Genomic DNA, 15,693 nt, shown 5'->3' with positions numbered 1-15,693 from the left:
CTTGCAGCCTGACACTGCAGGAGCCCGCCATGTCCGTCGATCCCGCCTTGGCCAGCGCGCAGCCGGCATCCGTGCTGGCGCGCACCGACGCCGATGCGCCACGCCCTCCGTCGCTGCGGCGCCGCGGTGATGATCGTGTGGCTGTGCAGTGAGATCGGCCATGGCGATGCTGGAGATTCCCACGCTGCATGCCGCACGGTTGCGCCTGCGCCCGCAGCGGCTGGATGATTTCAACACCTATGCGAGCTTTCTTGCATCGCCCCGTGCGCGCGGCATGGGCGGTCCATTTGGTGAGGTCGCGGCCTGGGGACAGTTCTGTCACGACCTGGCCAGCTGGCCCTTGTTCGGCCACGGCGCGCTGATGATCGAACGGAGCGACAGCGGCGCCTGCATTGGACAGGTCGGCATCAATCACGGCCCGTTGTTTCCGGAAAAGGAACTGGGCTGGCTGTTGTACGACGGCCACGAAGGGCGGGGCTTCGCCAGCGAGGCCGCGGCCGCCCTGCGCGACTGGGCGTTCACATCGCTGCAGTTGCCGACGCTGGTGAGCTACATGGCGCCGGACAACCTCGCGTCGCAGGCCGTGGCCCGGCGGCTGGGCGGGGTGCTGGATGCGGACGCGGTGCGCGTCGATCCTGACGATCTGGTGTTCCGCTACGCGCGTTGAGTTCGGACAGTAAACCCCTCGGCAGTTTGCGGAACACGACAACGGCGTTTCATCCCGCCTTCTATGGACTCAGCGAAGCGAGGCTTCACCGGTCCAGGCACCGGGAACCGCCAGTTCGGGCGCGAGCGCATGTTCGACTGCGCGCCGCAGCAGTGCAGGGGCGATGTAATGCCGGTGCACGCCATCGATCAACGCCATGTAGACACGCCCGAAGAGGTTGCGGGTCTGCACACGCGTGCCAAGGCTGATATCGATGCGGCCGTCGGTATGCCGCTGCACGCGGACACTGCTGCGGAAGCGCAGGTGGCGATCGTCGGCGCCCAGCAGTACTTCGGCATAGCGGCCATGTGCATCGACCTGTGAATCCAACACGGGATAGCGGCCCGCAAAGAGCTGCGTGTGATCGCTGCATGCCAGCGACGAGACCGGGCAGCCCAGCCGCGCGGTGCGCAGCCCCAAGGGAGCCACCAGCCAGTTGCGCACCGCCATCAGCTGGCTGACGCCGCCCGGTGGGTTGCACAGGAAGCCTTCCAGCACGTTTGCCAGCAACTGCGAAACAGGTGGCTGCTGCAACTGAGCACCGTCCAGCCGGAGCACCGTCAGATCATGGTAGTTGCTGGACTGCAGTGCTTTGCCCAGCAGTCCGTCATCGCTGGGCGCGCGGGACTCGATGGTAAATGGAAGGGGGGCACGTTCGACGAAGCCACGCAGTGGGCGCAGATTGATCCGTCGCAGCGGGCCGAGCAACGCCCGGGTACGGGCGCACAGGGACGCGCACAGGCTGGGAGGTGCGGCCTGCAGCGAGAGACGCAGCAGCGGGGTGGCCGCCAACGTGGCCATGGTGGGCCAGTGCACCTCGGGAAGCACCTCAGTCAAGCTGGGAATATCAGCACCGTTGCGTTGCACCTGCGCTCTTGTTTCAGCGCTCATCGCACCGGCCAGTTCGTTGCTGTGGCAAGACAGTGCGAACAGGGCAGGGTGGCCAGGATGGTTCGATACAAACTGGTGCCAGGTACCTCCGCCAAATCGAACGGTGAAAAGGCAGTCCGGTGGGATCTGGACGCGACGCAGCGAGCGCGGGAGCGCGACGGGATCGATTGCGAGCTGTGCATCGGAGGCCATCGCGAAACGCAGCTCAGCGCCTGCGCTGCCGGCGATGGCGGTGAACATGCGTGGGCCGGCGTGGCGATGGAACGGATGTCCGCCTTCGCCGACCATGAAACTGTACAGCGAGGACGCATCGCCGTACTGCAGATGCATGCCACCGAGCCGTGCAGAGGGCTCATCGAGTGCATCGATGAAGGCGGGGTGGTGGCGCTGACGCTGGCTGGCATCAGCCACCAGCGCGTCTCCGGCACCGATGCCGAGCTGTGCGATCAGTGTGACTTCAACGGGGCCGCCGCCCTCCTGAGCCGCAAGCTGTACACCTGGAAACGAGCGGCTGTCGTGGGTCGGTCCAGGCATCGGGCGGCTCCTCAGGGGGCGGGTGACTTGCGGCGTGCGCGCGCTTCGCGCTTGAGTGGGCCGCCCACCGGGCAGACTTCGGCAGCCCACGAGAACAAGGTGTTGGCAAGCCGGTCGGGCACCTGTCGGAAGTACACGTACTGGCCACGCTTCTCGCGTTCGATCAGACCTGCCTCTTCAAGGATGCGCAGATGGTTGGACAGTGCCGGCTTGCTGAAATCGAAGCGCTCGGACAGTTCGCCCGCACTGAGTTCACCGGCGCTGAGATAGGCCAGGACCTGCCGCCGGGCGGTTGAGGCGAGTGCTTCGAAGATGCGATCCATGAGAATGTTATTAACCAATTAGTTAATTAATAATCAAATCGTCACTGGGGTGTCAAGTGCGGAGGCGGGTTCGAAGCTCGCGTGCAACAGCGCCGACGTTCAGCCTTTCACTTCGGGATGTGGTATATCGTTTATCGATAAATCCACCCCGGGGCGGCAGGGCCACCCCAATACCGGAGGCCGCTTGACCGCTCGTCCCGCCCGCGCCAGACCCGCGCGAGGCTTGTTCACCCTGGCCCAGACCGCCGTGCAGGCCGTGCGGGCCATGTGCTGGCTGGGCATCCTGGCCGCACTGCTGGCCGTGCCGCTGGTCGCCTACGACCGCCGCTGGCTGCTGGATGCCGTGCATGATGCACGTACTGCCGCCGCCCACGGAGGCGATCTGTTCCTGCACTTCTGCATCGGCCTGGGCACCATCGTTGCCCTGCTGGTGCTGTGCCTGGTGTTCCTCCGACACCTCGCGCGGATGCTGAGGTCCGCTGCCCGCGAACGCCCCTTCACCCATGCCAATGCCCGGCGCCTGCAGCGCATGGCCTGGTTGATGCTGGCGATGGAACTGCTGTCGATCGTGATCGGCCTCTACGCTGCCTGGATGGGGCCTGATTTCGCCTGGATGGAGGTGGGCGGAGGCATGTCCATCACCGGTCTGGTCGCGGTACTGATGCTGTTCGTGCTGGCGCGCGTGTTCGCGGTCGGCGCGGCGATGCGCGACGACCTGGATGGCCTGATCTGATGGACCTGACCTGATGGCCGTAGTGATCACGTTGGACCGCATGCTGCAGGCGCGTGGCATGACCCTGTCCGAGCTGGCGGGGCGCATCGACATCACGCTGGCCAATCTGTCCATCCTGAAAACCGGCAAGGCCCGCGCCATCCGCTTTTCCACGCTGGATGCCATCTGCCGGGAGCTGCAATGCACACCCGGCGACCTGCTCGGCTACGACCCGACGCAGGCGCACGATGGCGGCTGAAGCTTTTGTTTTTCCCCCTGACCTACTGACGAAACGGACCCGAAATGGAATGGTTGGCTGACCCCTCGATATGGATGGGACTTGCAACCCTGGTGGTGCTGGAGATCGTGCTCGGCATCGACAACCTGGTGTTCATCGCGATCCTTGCCGACAAACTGCCGCCGCACCAGCGCGACCGTGCGCGGGTGATCGGCCTGACCCTGGCGCTGCTGATGCGGCTGGTGCTGCTGGCCGCGCTGGCGTGGATCATGAAGCTGACCGAGCCGCTGGTCACGCTGTTCGGTCACAGCTTCTCCGGACGCGACCTGATCCTGCTGGGCGGTGGCCTGTTCCTGCTGTTCAAGGGCACCATGGAGCTGCATGAGCGGCTGGAGGGCCGCAGTCACCAGGAAGACGGCAAGAAGGTCTACGCCAGCTTTGCCATGGTGGTGGCACAGATCGTAGTGCTGGACGCCGTGTTCTCGCTGGACTCGGTGATCACTGCCGTGGGCATGGTCGACAACCTGGGCGTGATGTATGCCGCGGTGACCATCGCGATGGCACTGATGCTGGTGGCCAGCAAGCCGCTGACCCGCTTCGTCAACAAGCATCCCACGGTGGTGGTGCTGTGCCTGGGCTTCCTGTTGATGATCGGCTTCAGCCTGGTCGCCGAGGGGCTGGGTTACAAGATTCCAAAGGGCTACCTGTACGCGGCGATCGCGTTCTCGATCCTGGTGGAAGCCTTCAACCAGTGGGTGCGCTTCAACCGCGAGCGCAACGAGCGTCGCCAGCCGTTCCGTCAGCGCACTGCCGATGCCGTGCTGCGCCTGCTGGGCGCCCGTCCGGCCAATGGCCACGACGATGCCAGCGAAGAAGACCACGGTGATCCGGAGGAACGCCTGCAGCCGGCCGAGCACGAGATGATCCGCAGCGTGCTGGGCCTGGCTGACCGGCCTGTGTCCAGTGTGATGACCGTGCGCGCCGACGTGCAGTGGATCGATCTGGCGCGCGGCCAGGACGACGTGGTGGCGCGCTTGGTGGCGTCGCCGCACACGCGCCTGCTCGTGGGCGAGGGTGATCTGGACAGCCTGCGTGGTGTGGTGCAGAGCCGCGACCTGCTGGCCGACCTGCTGCAGGGCAGGCCGCTGCAGCTGGAAGCCAACCTGCGCCAGCCGCAGTACGTGCTGTCCAGCGCCAGCGCGTTGCAGGCGCTTGAACTGATCCGCCTGCACCCGGTACCGCTGGCGGTAGCGGTGGACGAGTACGGCAGTGTGGAAGGCCTGGTGACCGCCAATGACCTGCTGGCGGCGATCGCGGGCGATCTGGTCGATACCCAGGACGAGCGTTACGGCGTAGTGGCGCTGGACGAGGGCCAATGGGAGGCCGACGGCGCGTTGACGCTGGATGACCTGCAACGGCTGGCCGGCGTGTCGCTGCCCCGCAGTGCCGACTACATGACCATCTCCGGCCTGGTGCTGGACCAGCTTGGCCGCCTGCCGGATGTGGGCGATGCGGTCGAAGTAGCGGATGCCCGCATCACCGTACTGGCCATGGAGAAGCGGCGCATTGTCCGCCTGCGGGTGGAGCGCCTCGGGCTTCCGTAGCGTCCAGCGTGCTCGACTGCGAACTGAGCAGCCGGGCATGGCCCGGCTCTACACAACGCTGTCCGCAGCCGTCACCATGGCGGGCTCTTGTCTTCGTCCAGGAACGTCGCAGTGCTGAGTACGATTGGTTTGCTGATGGGCGTGTATGTGGCCCTTCGCCTGTTCTGGCCGCTGCGCCTGCCCGTGTGGTTGAAGGTACTGCTGTCCCTGCTGCTGGTAGCCATCGCCGTCCAGCTGCGGATCGTGGCCACGTTCTGGGGCACGATGGCCTCGCCGGAAATCCCCAAGCTGGCCATCGCCGTGCTCGCCACCGGCTCCACTGCGGTACTGCTGCTGGCACTGGTGATGCTGGTAATGGACGTGGGCCTGCTTGGCGCGTGGGTTCTGCGCAGGCCCCGTGTGACCGCAGCGCTGCGCGCGCCGTGGCTGCGCCCGGGCGCAGGCCTGCTGGCTCTGCTGGTCGGTGCCTGGGGCGTGAGCCAGGGCATGGCGGTGCCCAAGACCCGACAGATCGAGGTGGCCATTGCCGGCCTGCCTGCCGCGTTCGAGGGTTACCGCGTACTGCAGCTTACCGACATCCACGCCAGCCGCCTGCTGACCGGCGACTGGGTGCGTCAGGTCGTGGCCGAAAGCAATGCCCTGACGCCCGACCTGGTCGTCATCACCGGCGACCTGATCGATGGCACCGTGCAGGCACGGCGCAACGACTTCCGGCCCCTGGGTGAACTGAGGGCGCCGGACGGGGTGATCGCCATCACCGGCAATCACGAGTACTACGCCCAGTACAGCGAATGGATGCAGGCGTTCCGTGCGCTGCACATGCAGGTGCTGGAGAACAGCCACGTGCAGGTGCGGCGTGGGGATGCAGCGATGACGATCGCCGGTGTCACCGATCCGGTGGCCGCGCGCTATGGCCTGCCGCTGCCCGATCTGGAGGCGGCGCTGGCGGGTGCGGATCCGGCCGCCCCGGTGATTTTGCTCGACCACCGCCCACGCAATGCGAAGGACGCGGCCGCACGCGGGGTCAAGCTGCAGCTGTCCGGCCATACCCATGGCGGCCAGATCCTCGGCATGGACCAGCTGGTGAAGCGTGCCAACGGCGGTTTCGTCTCCGGACGGTACCGCGTCGATGACATGACGCTGTATGTGAGCAACGGTGCGGGACTGTGGGCCGGCTTCCCGGCACGCATCGGCGTGCCCTCGGAGATCACCCTGATCACCCTGCGCCGCGCACCCTGAGCCGTCTGCGGTCCGCGCCCGTCGTGCAGCGGGTCCACTGTGCCGTCACCCGCGTGGTGGCACCCTGCGCACGGACCGCAGACAGGGAAACGACGGTGGCGAAGGCGAACAGGCGATGAGTGCGACACAGCAGCGCTCGATGTGGGTCGCCGGCCTGTCCACCGTGGTGGAGTGGTACGACTTTACCCTGTACCTCTATTTCGCCACGGTGCTGTCGCGGGTGTTTTTCGGCGGCGGCGAACAGGCGATGCTGGTCACCCTTGCGGGATTTGCCGTGTCCTACCTGATGCGCCCACTCGGCGCGCTGTGCTTCGGTCACCTCGGCGACCGCTTGGGGCGGCGCTGGATGCTGCTGGCCTCGATGGCGCTGATGGCTGCAGCCATGCTGGCCACCGCGCTGCTGCCTACCGCCGCGACGGCGGGCACGACGGCGGGTGTGCTGCTGCTGGTGCTGCGGTGCGTGATGGCATTCTCGGTGGGCGGTGAATACACGGGCGTAGTCGCCTATCTGCTGGAAAGCGCTCCGGCACGCCGGCGTGGACTGGTGACCTCGTTGGCCTCGGCGGCCAGCGAAGTGGGCGCGCTGCTGGCGGTGGCGATCTCCGCACTGACGGTCGCGCTGCTGCCGCAGGTACAACTGGACAGCTGGGGATGGCGCATTCCGTTCTTCGTCGGTGCTGCACTGGCGCTGGTCATCCTGATCGCGCGTTCGGGCATGCATGAATCGCCGGAGTTCGAGCGGCAGCGTCGCGAGGGCAGCATTCCTGCCACGCCGCTGCGCCACGTGCTGCGCCACCATCCGCAGGCGGTAGCGCGCACCTTCGCCATTTCCGCGCTGGGCTCGATCACCTACTACGTCGGCATCACCTATGTGCCCGCGTTCCTGCACGCGCAGGGGCACGGCGAGGGCGATGCCCTGTGGCTGTCGACGATCGCGGCGGTGGCCGTGATCGCCATCACTCCCTTGTGCGGTGCGTTGTCCGATCGCTTCGGCCGGCGCCCGCTGCTGTTGGGCCTGACGGTACTGGCGGCGTTGCTGCCGCTGTCGTTGTTCGGCTGGATGGCGCATACCACGCCGTTGGGTATCGCCGTTGCTGCGGTGCTGCTGGCCTGCGTGGCCGGTGGCGTGAGCGCGGTCGCGGCACCGGCCACGGCCGAGCAGTTTCCGGGCGAGGGCCGGGTAAGCGGGCTGGCACTGGGCGTGACCATGGCCACGGCGGTCTTCGGCGGTGCGACACCGTGGCTGGCGCAGTGGTGGGTGGAGCGCAGCGGCTGGGCGGCGGCACCGGGCGCGATGATCGCGCTGGTCGCATTGCTGGTGTTGCCGGTGCTGTGGACGCTGCCGGAAACGGCATCGACGCGGAAGACCCGCCCTGGCAAGCAGGGCGGATCCTAGCCGGTCACACCTTCAGCGTCTGCTCGATGTCGGCCAGCACGGCGGCGGCATCCACGCCAATGGCAATCGACTGCACCACGTGGCCGTCCCATACGCTGGGGCCGAATGCCTGGCCTTCAGGCTTGGGAATGGTCATGCCACGGGCGACGCCGTCGGTGGCCACGCGCACGCTTGCGCGCTCGAAGCGGAACAGCTCCGGGCGGGTGAGCGCGATGCAGGCGCAGCAATCGTGCACGACCATGCCCTTGTGGCCGGCCTGCAGGTAGAAGTCCACGTAATCCTGCGACAGCGCACGCACCAGTTCGGCATCGGCACCCCCGACCGCAGCCAGTTTGTCCAGGCCGTCACGGTCCATCTCGACGCGGGTGGTCACGTCCAGGCCGATCGCGGTGACCGGCCACTGTGCGGTGAACACCACGTCGGCGGCTTCCGCATCGCCCCAGATATTGGCCTCGGCGGCCGGGGTGATGTTGCCGTTGACGTGGAAGGCGCCCCCCATGATGACCACGCCACGCACCAGGCCGGCGATCTCCGGTGCCTGCTGCAGGGCCAGGGCCAGGTTGGTCATGCGGCCGACCGCGACCAGCGTGACCTCGCCTGGATGGGCCCGCACCAGATCGATGATCAGCTGGTGCGCAGGACGAGCGTCGGCGGTCACGTCCAGCTGGGCGGGCACCGGGTGATTGCCCAGGCCATTGTGGCCGTGGATGTGCACCGGCCAGGCTTCCGGAGTGGCATCGGGCTGCAGTGGGCCCGCGGCGCCACGCGCGACCGGCGCAGTCAGCGCCCAGGCCTGCTTCAGGTACAGCGCGTTGTGGGTGGTGGACTCCACCGAGGCGTTGCCGAAGGTGGTGGTAACGCCGATCAGGTCGATCTGCGGATGCTTGTGCAGGTACAGCAGGGCCAGGGCGTCGTCGACGCCCGGGTCGGTATCGAAAATGACTTTCAGCATGTTGTTGTTCTTCTTCTTCCGTGTGGTGCGGGGGGCCCCGGCGGCCAAGAGGCAGGCCGGCGCGCGCTACATTGTCCCATCTTCATGACAGGCAGGGCCATTGGCGGGGCGGCGGGCCATAATGGCGTCGATATCCATGCCGGGAGACGCCTGGTGCTGATCGTGACCCTTCTGCTGGTCCTGCTGGTGCTGGGCCTGAATCTGCTGGCGAGCTGGGTCATTCTGCGTCGGCAGGAATTGTCGTCGGGCAACCGGGCCGCGCAGGTGCTGGTGATCTGGCTGCTGCCGCTGATCGGCGCCGTCGTCTGCCTGCTGGTGGCAGCCGCCGAGGGCCCGCTCGGACTGCAGGCACGCAGCCAGGACGGCGCGATCTGGGCCAGCGATGGCGCCCACGAGGGCAATGCCCCCTCTGCGGACTGTGGCAGCGACGGCGGTAGCTGCGGCGATTGACGCCACAGGAACAGGGTCAGCCACCGCCCGCAATGCGGGCCACGCCCGGCGGGGCGACAGCTCGCTCAGGCACCGCCTTCGGTCGGCAGCGGCGCCGGTACGTTCAGCAGGCCCCCGGCCGCCACGTAGGCGGCCAGTGCCTGGCCCTGGCTGAGCAGGTGCCGCTCCATCGTGCGCTCTGCCGCGTCGGCGTCACGGCGACGGAAGCACTCCATCAGCTCGCGGTGCTCGGCCAGCGACTGCGCAGTGCGTCCGGGCGTCAGCAGCTGCCGGCCGCGATGCATCTTCAGGATGCGGTGCAGGTCGTGGGTGATGCGGATCAGCCACGGATTGCCGGCATAGTGCTGCACGGTTTCGTGGATGAGGTAGTTGTTGCGGTAATACTCGGCGATGTTGCCGTCAGCCGCCGCCGCTTCCATCGCGGCATGCAGGGATTCCAGCTGGGCCACGCCCGCATCATCGATATGCCTGACCGCCTCATGCGCGCAGCGGCCCTCCAGCATGGCCATCACCGGGAACAGCTGGTTGAGGTCCTCCAGCGTCAGCCGGGTTACCCGGCTGCCGCGCCCGGCGTCGATCTGCACCAGGCCTTCGGCTGCCAGCAGCTTCAACGCCTCGCGCAGGGGGGTGCGGCTGATGCCCAGTTCACTGCACAGCGCAGGCTCGTCGATCCATTCGCCGGGGGGCAGGCGATAGTCATAGATGCGCTCACGCACATGTTCGGCGACCTCCTCGTACAGAGGGGCGCGCTTCTTCGGGGACCGTGGAGCAGGGGCGATGGCCATTGGCAGAGTGTACCCGCTGGCGGTAGTGCCGGCCGTCAGCCGGCACGACCGGTCATCGCCTACATCCAGCCCGGCACCACGAACACCAGCCAGGCCAGCAGCGGCCCCAATGCCACCACCAGGCCGCTGTAGACCAGGAAGCGGCGGAACAGCGTCTCGCGTTCTTCCTTCGCCGCCGATGCCACGACCAGTGCACCGTTGGTGGAGAAGGGGCTGACATCGACAATGGTGGACGACACTGCCAGTGCGCAGATCACGCCGGCTGCACCCAGGTGCCCCTGCATCAGGAACGGCACCGCCAGTGGAATCGTTGCGCCGAGCACCGCCGCGGACGATGCGAATGCGGAGACGATACCGCCGACGTAGCACACGAGCAGAGCGCCCAGCAGCGGAATGCCGATGTTGGAGACCCCGTTGCCGATGAAGTCGACCGCGCCCGCATGCTCCAGCACGCCGATATAGGTCACCACGCCACAGATCAACAGAACGGTCGACCAGCTGATGCCATCCACCGCACCCTTCTGGCTCTGCGGCGAGAGCAGTGCCAGCGCCACTGCGACGGTGATCGACACCAGGCCGACGTTGAGGTTGTAGATCAGTGCCGCCACGCCCAGGCCGAGCAGGCCGACCAGGGTGAACAACCGCTCCCGGGTCAGACCCACTGCATCCAGCGCCGCCGGATCGTTGCTCAGGGTGCCGCCGCCGGCCGCCACCAGCGCGCCATGGCCTTCGATGGCGAACTGCCGCGACGACGCCTGCGGACCACCGGCCATTGCCAGTTCCGCACCGCCCGCGGTAATCGAGCCACGTCGCATCAGCGCGATGCCGCCGAAGGCGAGGAAGCAGATGATCGCCATCATGAAGTTGAAGCCGAGGCTGGTCAGGAACACTGCCATCTCGGTGACCTCCAGCCCGGCCTTCTGCACCACGCCATTGGTGATGCTGCCGTACACGCTGATCGGCGAGAAGCCGCCGGCCTGCGCACCGTGGATGACCAGCAGGCCCATCATCAACGGGTTGATGTTGTACTGCTTGGCGAAGCGCAGCGCGACCGGACCGATGATCGCCACCGCTGCCGGGCCGAGGGCGCCGAAGGCGGTCAGCACCGCGGTGACCACGAACATCACCCACGGAATGGCCACGATGTGGCCGCGCACCGCGCGTACCGCCCAGTGCACCAGCAGGTCGATGGTGCCGTTCTTCTGTGCGATGGCGAACAGGTAGGTGATGCCGACCAAGGTCAGGAACAGATCGCCGGGAAAGCCGGCGAGGACTTCCTTGCCGCCCATGCCGACCCAGACACCACCGATGATGAAGGCCAGTGCGAAGGCCACTGCGCCCATGTTGATCGGCAGTGCGGTGGCGACGATGAACATGATCACCAGACCGATGATCGTTGCGATTTGTGGACTCATGCGCCCTCCCAGACACGTGGCTCACGTACAGCGCGGATGGAGACCCGCCATCCCCGGGGTAAGGCGACGTACTGCAGTGTTGCGTGATACGTACTGCTCGAACCCGTTACTGCAGGCGCTGCAGCGCACTGCGGACCCATGCCGCAGCGCCATGCAGGCTCTGGAACTCTTCCACCGCGCGGAACTCGCAGCAGGGGTAGGACGGCGCGACCATGCGTGCGAGCGCATTGCCCGGGCCCAGCTGCAGGAACACCCGCGCGCCGCGCTCGAAGGCCTGCCGCATCACCTGTGCCCACTCGATGGTCTGTGCCAGCTGTGCCGACAGGCTGTGCACCGCCGTTGCGGCATCGCGCACGGGCCGTGCATCGACGCCCGCCAGCAGCGGCAGGCGGGGTGCCCGCATGCCCGAGCGCTCCAGCGCGGCGGCGAAGGGCGCCACCGCAGCCGCCAGCAGGGGCGTGTGGGCGGCGACGTGGACCGGCAACGGACGCACCTGCGCACCGAGCGCGTGCGCCGCATCGGCCAGCGGCTGCAGGGTGTGCCGGATGCCTCCCACAATGAAGTGATCCTCGCCGTTGACGATGGCGATGTGGGTACCCTGCGCATCGCACAGCGCTTGCAACGTCGTACGATCCAGGCCCAGCACCGCCAGCATGCCGGCGCCTGCCGCGCTGGCACCGTCCATCAGATGCGCGCGCTGTGCCGACAGGGCCAGGCAGCTGCCAGCGTCGAAGGTGCCGGCAATGGCATGCGCCGCCAGTTCGCCGATGCTGTAGCCGGCCACCACGGTCGGCACCGGCAATGCATCGCGCAGGGCGTGCCACTGCGCCAGACTGGCCGCGCACAGCAGCGGTTGTGCCTGCGCATTGTCGAACCGGTCCTCGGCCGCAGCAGCGGTGAACACGTCGCGCTGCAGCACCTCGCTGGCGGCGAGCAGCACGCCATGCGCGGCGTTGTTGCCGCGCACGTGATCGAACATCGCAGCATGCTGGGCACCTTGTCCCGGACAGAGCAGGGCCAGCATCACGCCTGCTCCTGCAACAGCAGGAAGACGCTGCAGGCCAGCAGATCGGCGCTGCCACCCGGGCTGAGCCGGCGTGCGACGAAGGCATCGCCGATGTCCTGCAGGCGGGGTTGCCAGCCGGCGGCAAAGGCACCGCCGGCGTCGAGGAATCCGCGTGCCTGCTGCTGGGCCCAGCGCAGTCCGGCAACACCGCCCCGATGCAGCAGGTTCAGATCCTCGACCTCTGCGACCAGATGCATCAGGGTATGGGCCAGTGCAGCTTCGCGTGGCAGCCCTGCGCCCAGCGCATGGCGCAGTGCCGGCAGGGCCAGCCCACGCAGCAGGGGGTATCCAGCGGCCGCCTGCTCGCGTACGCCGGGCACGCCGTGACGGGCGCGCGCGCGCTGCCCCGGACTGTTCACATCCAGGGGCGAGGTGGCGAAGGCGTCCGCCCATTGGCAGACCGCCTGGCATACCTGTTCACCTGTCGCGGCTCGGCCCAGACGCGTGCGGCACGAGGCTGACGCTGCCACCAGCAAGCCCAGGCTGAAGATCGCTCCGCGGTGGGTGTTGACGCCGCCGGTGGCGCGCAGCATCGCCGCTTCGGCGGCCAGGCCGTGGTCGCGCAGCCGATGGAAAGGCGCTTCGGCGGCGCCATCGCGGGCAACCGCAGTGAAATAGTGGCGCAGGGCAAACAGGCTGCGCAGGAACGTACCGGCATCCATGTCGTCATGGCTGCCGCTGTCGAACGGCGTGACCAGGCCGGGCTTGGGCGCACAGGCCAGCTCGGCATGCAGCGCGGCGATCGCCATGCGGCCTAGGCGTGCACTGTCGGGCGCGGTGCTGCGGCCGGCAAGGCGCGGCGCGACGGCGTTCATGCGGCCACCCCGCTGTCCTCGAATAGACGGTGGCGTGCTTCCAGGGCTGCGCCGTCAAGGCGTTTGACCAGCAGTTGGCGGCTGCTGCCGGCGTACTCGCGCCAGTTCACCGCAGCGCCACGGGCCAGGCACAGCTCGCCGTCGACCCGCTGCGGATGCTGCGCTTCCCACGCCCGCAGCCGTGTCACCAGCGCATCGGCCCCTGCCGCATCCGGGACCTCCCAGAGCAGGTCGATATCGGAACGGTCATGCACATAAGGCAGGCCAGTGACGTGCTGCCAGGCGAATGCGCCGAACACACGGGCCGGCGCGAGCGTGGCGAGAGCGTGCAACGGTGCCTGCCAGGCGGGGCATACGCCTGCCGCGAGGATGTCGGTCAGTGCCGGCGGCGCCTGCCGACGCTGTACATCCTGCAGCGGCACCCGCAGTGCAAGCCGCTGTTTGCCTTCGCCCGGTGGCAACGGCACACCCAGCCGCAGGCGGGAATCGGGGTCGTCTGCCGCGCGTCGCGCGACCATTGCCGGCAATCCCTGCGCGAACCATGCGGCGAGCCGCGGTTCCTGCGCAGCCACATCGGCCCGCCAGTCGGCGTGGGCCGACAACCAGACCAGCGTGTGGCGGGCCAGACGCTCAGGCATCGCCGTTGGCCACCGCGCCCGCGACGGCAGCCGCCTGCAGGCGGCCCCCCCGTTCGGCACCCAGTGCGGCACGGTGGTCGCCGTCGGCCGGCGCGCGCAGGGCATCCAGCAAGGCCTGCGCCAGCTCGCCCGACCACAGCGACCGTACCGCACCCATCGCCACGTAGTTTTCCACCCCGGGTGCGAACACCGGCGAAGTCAGGCTCAGCGCCTGCAGCTTTTCCAGCGGTTGCTTGGTTACGCGAGCCATCGCCCGCAGGTCCATCACCCGAACCTGGGCATCCGGCAGCGCATGGATCGTGTCCGCCATCAGGCCGAACGAGAGGAAGCCACCGCTGACCGACTCGCCATGGACCAGGGTCACCAGCCGTGCGCCGCGTCGCCGCGCGACGTCCAGGCATTGCGCGAGGTGGGCGAAGTAACCGTTGATGCCGAGCAGTTCGTCGCGGCGCGAAAGGCGTTGGCCTGCGGTATCCACCAGCATCACGATTGGTCGCTGCGGATGTGCGGCGGTGCTGGCGAGTACTGTTGCCGCCAGTGCCAGCGCATGATCGACACCGACTTCCAGCTTGTCAGTGGTGCCGATGACCGTGACCTCGCCATCTTCGGTACTGGCGCTTCCCGTCAGCACGGAATCGTGCACGCTTACGTCGTGGCCGCGCGGGAACAGCGCGTCAAGCAGGGGCTGCAGCGGCGCGGTCATGGCAGTTTCCTGTGGGCGGTGGCGGCGAGGAACGCGTCGGTGTCCAGCAGCGGCAGGCGCTCGGGATCATCGATTCCCTGGCGTGCCCAGATCTCCAGACCATCGCGGCAGTCCCCCCAGGCCTCTGCCCGGGCCTGCAGGGCGGCATGTCGCTGCTGCAGCGCGGCCAGCGCGGCATCGGCGTCTGCGCTGGCGGCGTCTGGCTGCAGCGCCTCGAATGCGGCCTGGGCGAATGCATCGATGGCATCGGGAACCAGAACCTGCGCCTGGTCGATGAGGTAGCGGTGCTTGCCGCCTGTCACCCGCCATACGAGGGCACGGTCACGCGAGTCGAACTCCTCTACGCCGCGCACGGTCTCGATCACTTCCGGCCCGGACAGCGACAGTCGCCCTTCCTCGGACATGATCACCGTGGTGCAGCAGCGGGCGACGATGCCCATGCCGCCGAAGGCGCCGTTGCCGCTGCCGATGAGGGCCACCACCGGCACGCCGGTGGCGCGCGCGTCCAGGGTCGCGCGCATGATCTCGGAAATGGCGATCAGGCCCGCATTGGCTTCATGCAGGCGCACGCCGCCGGTGTCGAGCAGCAGCAGCACACCGTCGGGCCTGTGTTGCGCGGCCCGGCGCAGCAGGCCGGTCAGCTTGGCGCCATGCACTTCGCCGACACCGCCCCCCATGAATTCGCCCTGCTGTGCAGCAATCAGCACACGCCTGCCACGCAGCGAGGCTGCACCGACCACGATGCCATCGTCGAACGCGGCGGGTTGGTCCAGCTGTGCCAGGTGCGGGCTCATGGCGCGCCGGGCCGGCCCGAGATACTCGGTGAACGATCCGGCATCGACCAGCCCGGCGATACGGGCACGGGCATCGGCCTCGTGGTAGCTGCGTCGTTGCATCGGATTCATCGCGGTTCTCCGGCGAGCAGTGTCTCCACCGCCTGGTCCAGGCGCAGGCTGACCACCGCCGGGGTGGCACCGGCATCGTTGATCGATACGCGCACGTCGCGCAGCGGATGCCGCCGGGCGAAATCACCGATGACCGCCTGCCAGATGGTGCCGAAGCCCTGCGCGGCGGTGACGACATGTACGGTCATTGCGCCGTCCTGCGCGGCAGGTTCCAGCAGGACTTCCAGATTGCCGGACGCCAGCACGCCCACCAGCACTGCGTCGTGCGGGAACCGCACCGGGGTTCTTCCGTCGAATCGATAGTCGAGGGTTTCCATCGCG

General features: G+C 67.8%; 19 protein-coding genes. 8 read left to right on the top strand and 11 right to left on the bottom strand.

The window, feature by feature from the left end:
* Positions 1–29: 29 nt before the first annotated feature.
* Both ACVOMM_RS00170 and ACVOMM_RS00165 read left to right on the top strand, forming a co-directional pair.
* On the top strand, positions 30–152 hold the full coding sequence (locus tag ACVOMM_RS00170) for a hypothetical protein (protein WP_269201794.1): 123 nt from the start codon (positions 30–32) through the stop codon (positions 150–152).
* An 8-nt stretch (positions 153–160) separates the two neighbouring features.
* A complete protein-coding gene (locus ACVOMM_RS00165; RefSeq protein ID WP_481525727.1) occupies positions 161–667 on the top strand; it encodes a GNAT family N-acetyltransferase in 507 nt (168 codons plus the stop codon).
* 69 nt (positions 668–736) lie between these two features.
* Here ACVOMM_RS00165 and ACVOMM_RS00160 read toward each other — a convergent pair whose 3' ends face one another.
* Positions 737–2,131, bottom strand: coding sequence for a DUF2867 domain-containing protein (locus ACVOMM_RS00160; protein WP_481525726.1), 1,395 nt, complete (start codon positions 2,129–2,131; stop codon positions 737–739).
* Positions 2,132–2,142: 11 nt separating this feature from the next.
* The gene (locus ACVOMM_RS00155) at positions 2,143–2,460 is read right to left on the bottom strand and encodes an ArsR/SmtB family transcription factor (protein WP_196768758.1); all 318 of its coding nucleotides are present in this window, start codon (positions 2,458–2,460) and stop codon (positions 2,143–2,145) included.
* 259 nt (positions 2,461–2,719) lie between these two features.
* Between ACVOMM_RS00155 and ACVOMM_RS00150 the strand changes: the two genes are divergently transcribed.
* The 5 genes from ACVOMM_RS00150 to ACVOMM_RS00130 all read left to right on the top strand — a co-directional run bounded on the left by ACVOMM_RS00150 (position 2,720) and on the right by ACVOMM_RS00130 (position 7,643).
* Positions 2,720–3,187 (top strand): DUF2975 domain-containing protein, encoded by a 468-nt coding sequence (locus ACVOMM_RS00150; RefSeq protein WP_065174736.1) that lies wholly within the window; start codon positions 2,720–2,722, stop codon positions 3,185–3,187.
* A 13-nt stretch (positions 3,188–3,200) separates the two neighbouring features.
* Positions 3,201–3,425, top strand: coding sequence for a helix-turn-helix domain-containing protein (locus ACVOMM_RS00145; RefSeq protein ID WP_065174577.1), 225 nt, complete (start codon positions 3,201–3,203; stop codon positions 3,423–3,425).
* A 44-nt stretch (positions 3,426–3,469) separates the two neighbouring features.
* Positions 3,470–5,008, top strand: coding sequence for a TerC family protein (locus ACVOMM_RS00140; protein WP_065174578.1), 1,539 nt, complete (start codon positions 3,470–3,472; stop codon positions 5,006–5,008).
* 111 nt (positions 5,009–5,119) lie between these two features.
* On the top strand, positions 5,120–6,247 hold the full coding sequence (locus ACVOMM_RS00135; protein ID WP_345776093.1) for a metallophosphoesterase: 1,128 nt from the start codon (positions 5,120–5,122) through the stop codon (positions 6,245–6,247).
* A 115-nt stretch (positions 6,248–6,362) separates the two neighbouring features.
* The gene (locus ACVOMM_RS00130; protein WP_481525725.1) at positions 6,363–7,643 is read left to right on the top strand and encodes an MFS transporter; all 1,281 of its coding nucleotides are present in this window, start codon (positions 6,363–6,365) and stop codon (positions 7,641–7,643) included.
* A 4-nt stretch (positions 7,644–7,647) separates the two neighbouring features.
* On the opposite strand, the gene ACVOMM_RS00125 is transcribed toward ACVOMM_RS00130, so the two are convergent.
* The gene (locus tag ACVOMM_RS00125; RefSeq protein ID WP_481525724.1) at positions 7,648–8,595 is read right to left on the bottom strand and encodes a nucleoside hydrolase; all 948 of its coding nucleotides are present in this window, start codon (positions 8,593–8,595) and stop codon (positions 7,648–7,650) included.
* A 153-nt stretch (positions 8,596–8,748) separates the two neighbouring features.
* Here ACVOMM_RS00125 and ACVOMM_RS00120 point away from each other — a divergent pair, with 153 nt between their 5' ends.
* A complete protein-coding gene (locus tag ACVOMM_RS00120) occupies positions 8,749–9,045 on the top strand; it encodes a hypothetical protein (RefSeq protein ID WP_065174582.1) in 297 nt (98 codons plus the stop codon).
* A 65-nt stretch (positions 9,046–9,110) separates the two neighbouring features.
* Here the strand turns inward: ACVOMM_RS00120 and ACVOMM_RS00115 are convergent, their stop codons facing one another.
* The 8 genes from ACVOMM_RS00115 to mdcC form a co-directional block, all read right to left on the bottom strand.
* Positions 9,111–9,830 (bottom strand): GntR family transcriptional regulator, encoded by a 720-nt coding sequence (locus ACVOMM_RS00115; protein ID WP_065174583.1) that lies wholly within the window; start codon positions 9,828–9,830, stop codon positions 9,111–9,113.
* A gap of 59 nt (positions 9,831–9,889) precedes the next feature.
* Positions 9,890–11,245, bottom strand: a complete 1,356-nt coding sequence (locus ACVOMM_RS00110) for an SLC13 family permease (RefSeq protein ID WP_053516216.1) — start codon at positions 11,243–11,245, stop codon at positions 9,890–9,892.
* 106 nt (positions 11,246–11,351) lie between these two features.
* Positions 11,352–12,272 (bottom strand): malonate decarboxylase subunit epsilon, encoded by a 921-nt coding sequence (gene mdcH, locus ACVOMM_RS00105; protein WP_065182382.1) that lies wholly within the window; start codon positions 12,270–12,272, stop codon positions 11,352–11,354.
* Positions 12,269–13,126 carry a triphosphoribosyl-dephospho-CoA synthase MdcB gene (gene mdcB, locus ACVOMM_RS00100; protein ID WP_128989346.1) on the bottom strand — a complete coding sequence of 286 codons (858 nt, stop codon included), beginning with the start codon at positions 13,124–13,126 and terminating at the stop codon, positions 12,269–12,271. Before mdcB ends, mdcH begins: the two co-directional genes overlap by 4 nt.
* Complete coding sequence (gene mdcG / locus ACVOMM_RS00095) at positions 13,123–13,764, bottom strand: malonate decarboxylase holo-[acyl-carrier-protein] synthase (protein ID WP_368865842.1); 642 nt, start codon at positions 13,762–13,764, stop codon at positions 13,123–13,125. The genes mdcB and mdcG overlap by 4 nt, the downstream gene beginning before the upstream one ends.
* A complete protein-coding gene (gene mdcE, locus ACVOMM_RS00090; RefSeq protein ID WP_262100221.1) occupies positions 13,757–14,467 on the bottom strand; it encodes a biotin-independent malonate decarboxylase subunit gamma in 711 nt (236 codons plus the stop codon). The genes mdcG and mdcE overlap by 8 nt, the downstream gene beginning before the upstream one ends.
* Positions 14,464–15,372, bottom strand: coding sequence for a biotin-independent malonate decarboxylase subunit beta (locus ACVOMM_RS00085; RefSeq protein WP_065174587.1), 909 nt, complete (start codon positions 15,370–15,372; stop codon positions 14,464–14,466). Before ACVOMM_RS00085 ends, mdcE begins: the two co-directional genes overlap by 4 nt.
* Positions 15,369–15,689: a malonate decarboxylase acyl carrier protein gene (gene mdcC / locus ACVOMM_RS00080; protein WP_053516201.1), complete on the bottom strand. Its 321-nt coding sequence runs from the start codon at positions 15,687–15,689 to the stop codon at positions 15,369–15,371. Before mdcC ends, ACVOMM_RS00085 begins: the two co-directional genes overlap by 4 nt.
* Between the last annotated feature and the right edge of the window lie 4 nt (positions 15,690–15,693).

It is taken from the genome of Stenotrophomonas sp. STEN009 (assembly GCF_056760395.1).
This window is presented reverse-complemented; position numbering and strand designations above follow the sequence as displayed.

Coding starts and splice junctions, on each gene's coding strand:
- ACVOMM_RS00170 (WP_269201794.1), top strand. CDS start 30: ATGTCCGTCGATCCCGCCTTGGCCAGCGCGCAGCCGGCATCCGTGCTG.
- ACVOMM_RS00165 (WP_481525727.1), top strand. CDS start 161: ATGGCGATGCTGGAGATTCCCACGCTGCATGCCGCACGGTTGCGCCTG.
- ACVOMM_RS00160 (WP_481525726.1), bottom strand. CDS start 2,131: ATGCCTGGACCGACCCACGACAGCCGCTCGTTTCCAGGTGTACAGCTT.
- ACVOMM_RS00150 (WP_065174736.1), top strand. CDS start 2,720: ATGTGCTGGCTGGGCATCCTGGCCGCACTGCTGGCCGTGCCGCTGGTC.
- ACVOMM_RS00145 (WP_065174577.1), top strand. CDS start 3,201: ATGGCCGTAGTGATCACGTTGGACCGCATGCTGCAGGCGCGTGGCATG.
- ACVOMM_RS00140 (WP_065174578.1), top strand. CDS start 3,470: ATGGAATGGTTGGCTGACCCCTCGATATGGATGGGACTTGCAACCCTG.
- ACVOMM_RS00130 (WP_481525725.1), top strand. CDS start 6,363: ATGAGTGCGACACAGCAGCGCTCGATGTGGGTCGCCGGCCTGTCCACC.
- ACVOMM_RS00125 (WP_481525724.1), bottom strand. CDS start 8,595: ATGCTGAAAGTCATTTTCGATACCGACCCGGGCGTCGACGACGCCCTG.
- ACVOMM_RS00115 (WP_065174583.1), bottom strand. CDS start 9,830: ATGGCCATCGCCCCTGCTCCACGGTCCCCGAAGAAGCGCGCCCCTCTG.
- ACVOMM_RS00110 (WP_053516216.1), bottom strand. CDS start 11,245: ATGAGTCCACAAATCGCAACGATCATCGGTCTGGTGATCATGTTCATC.
- mdcB (WP_128989346.1), bottom strand. CDS start 13,126: ATGAACGCCGTCGCGCCGCGCCTTGCCGGCCGCAGCACCGCGCCCGAC.
- mdcG (WP_368865842.1), bottom strand. CDS start 13,764: ATGCCTGAGCGTCTGGCCCGCCACACGCTGGTCTGGTTGTCGGCCCAC.
- mdcE (WP_262100221.1), bottom strand. CDS start 14,467: ATGACCGCGCCGCTGCAGCCCCTGCTTGACGCGCTGTTCCCGCGCGGC.
- ACVOMM_RS00085 (WP_065174587.1), bottom strand. CDS start 15,372: ATGAATCCGATGCAACGACGCAGCTACCACGAGGCCGATGCCCGTGCC.
- mdcC (WP_053516201.1), bottom strand. CDS start 15,689: ATGGAAACCCTCGACTATCGATTCGACGGAAGAACCCCGGTGCGGTTC.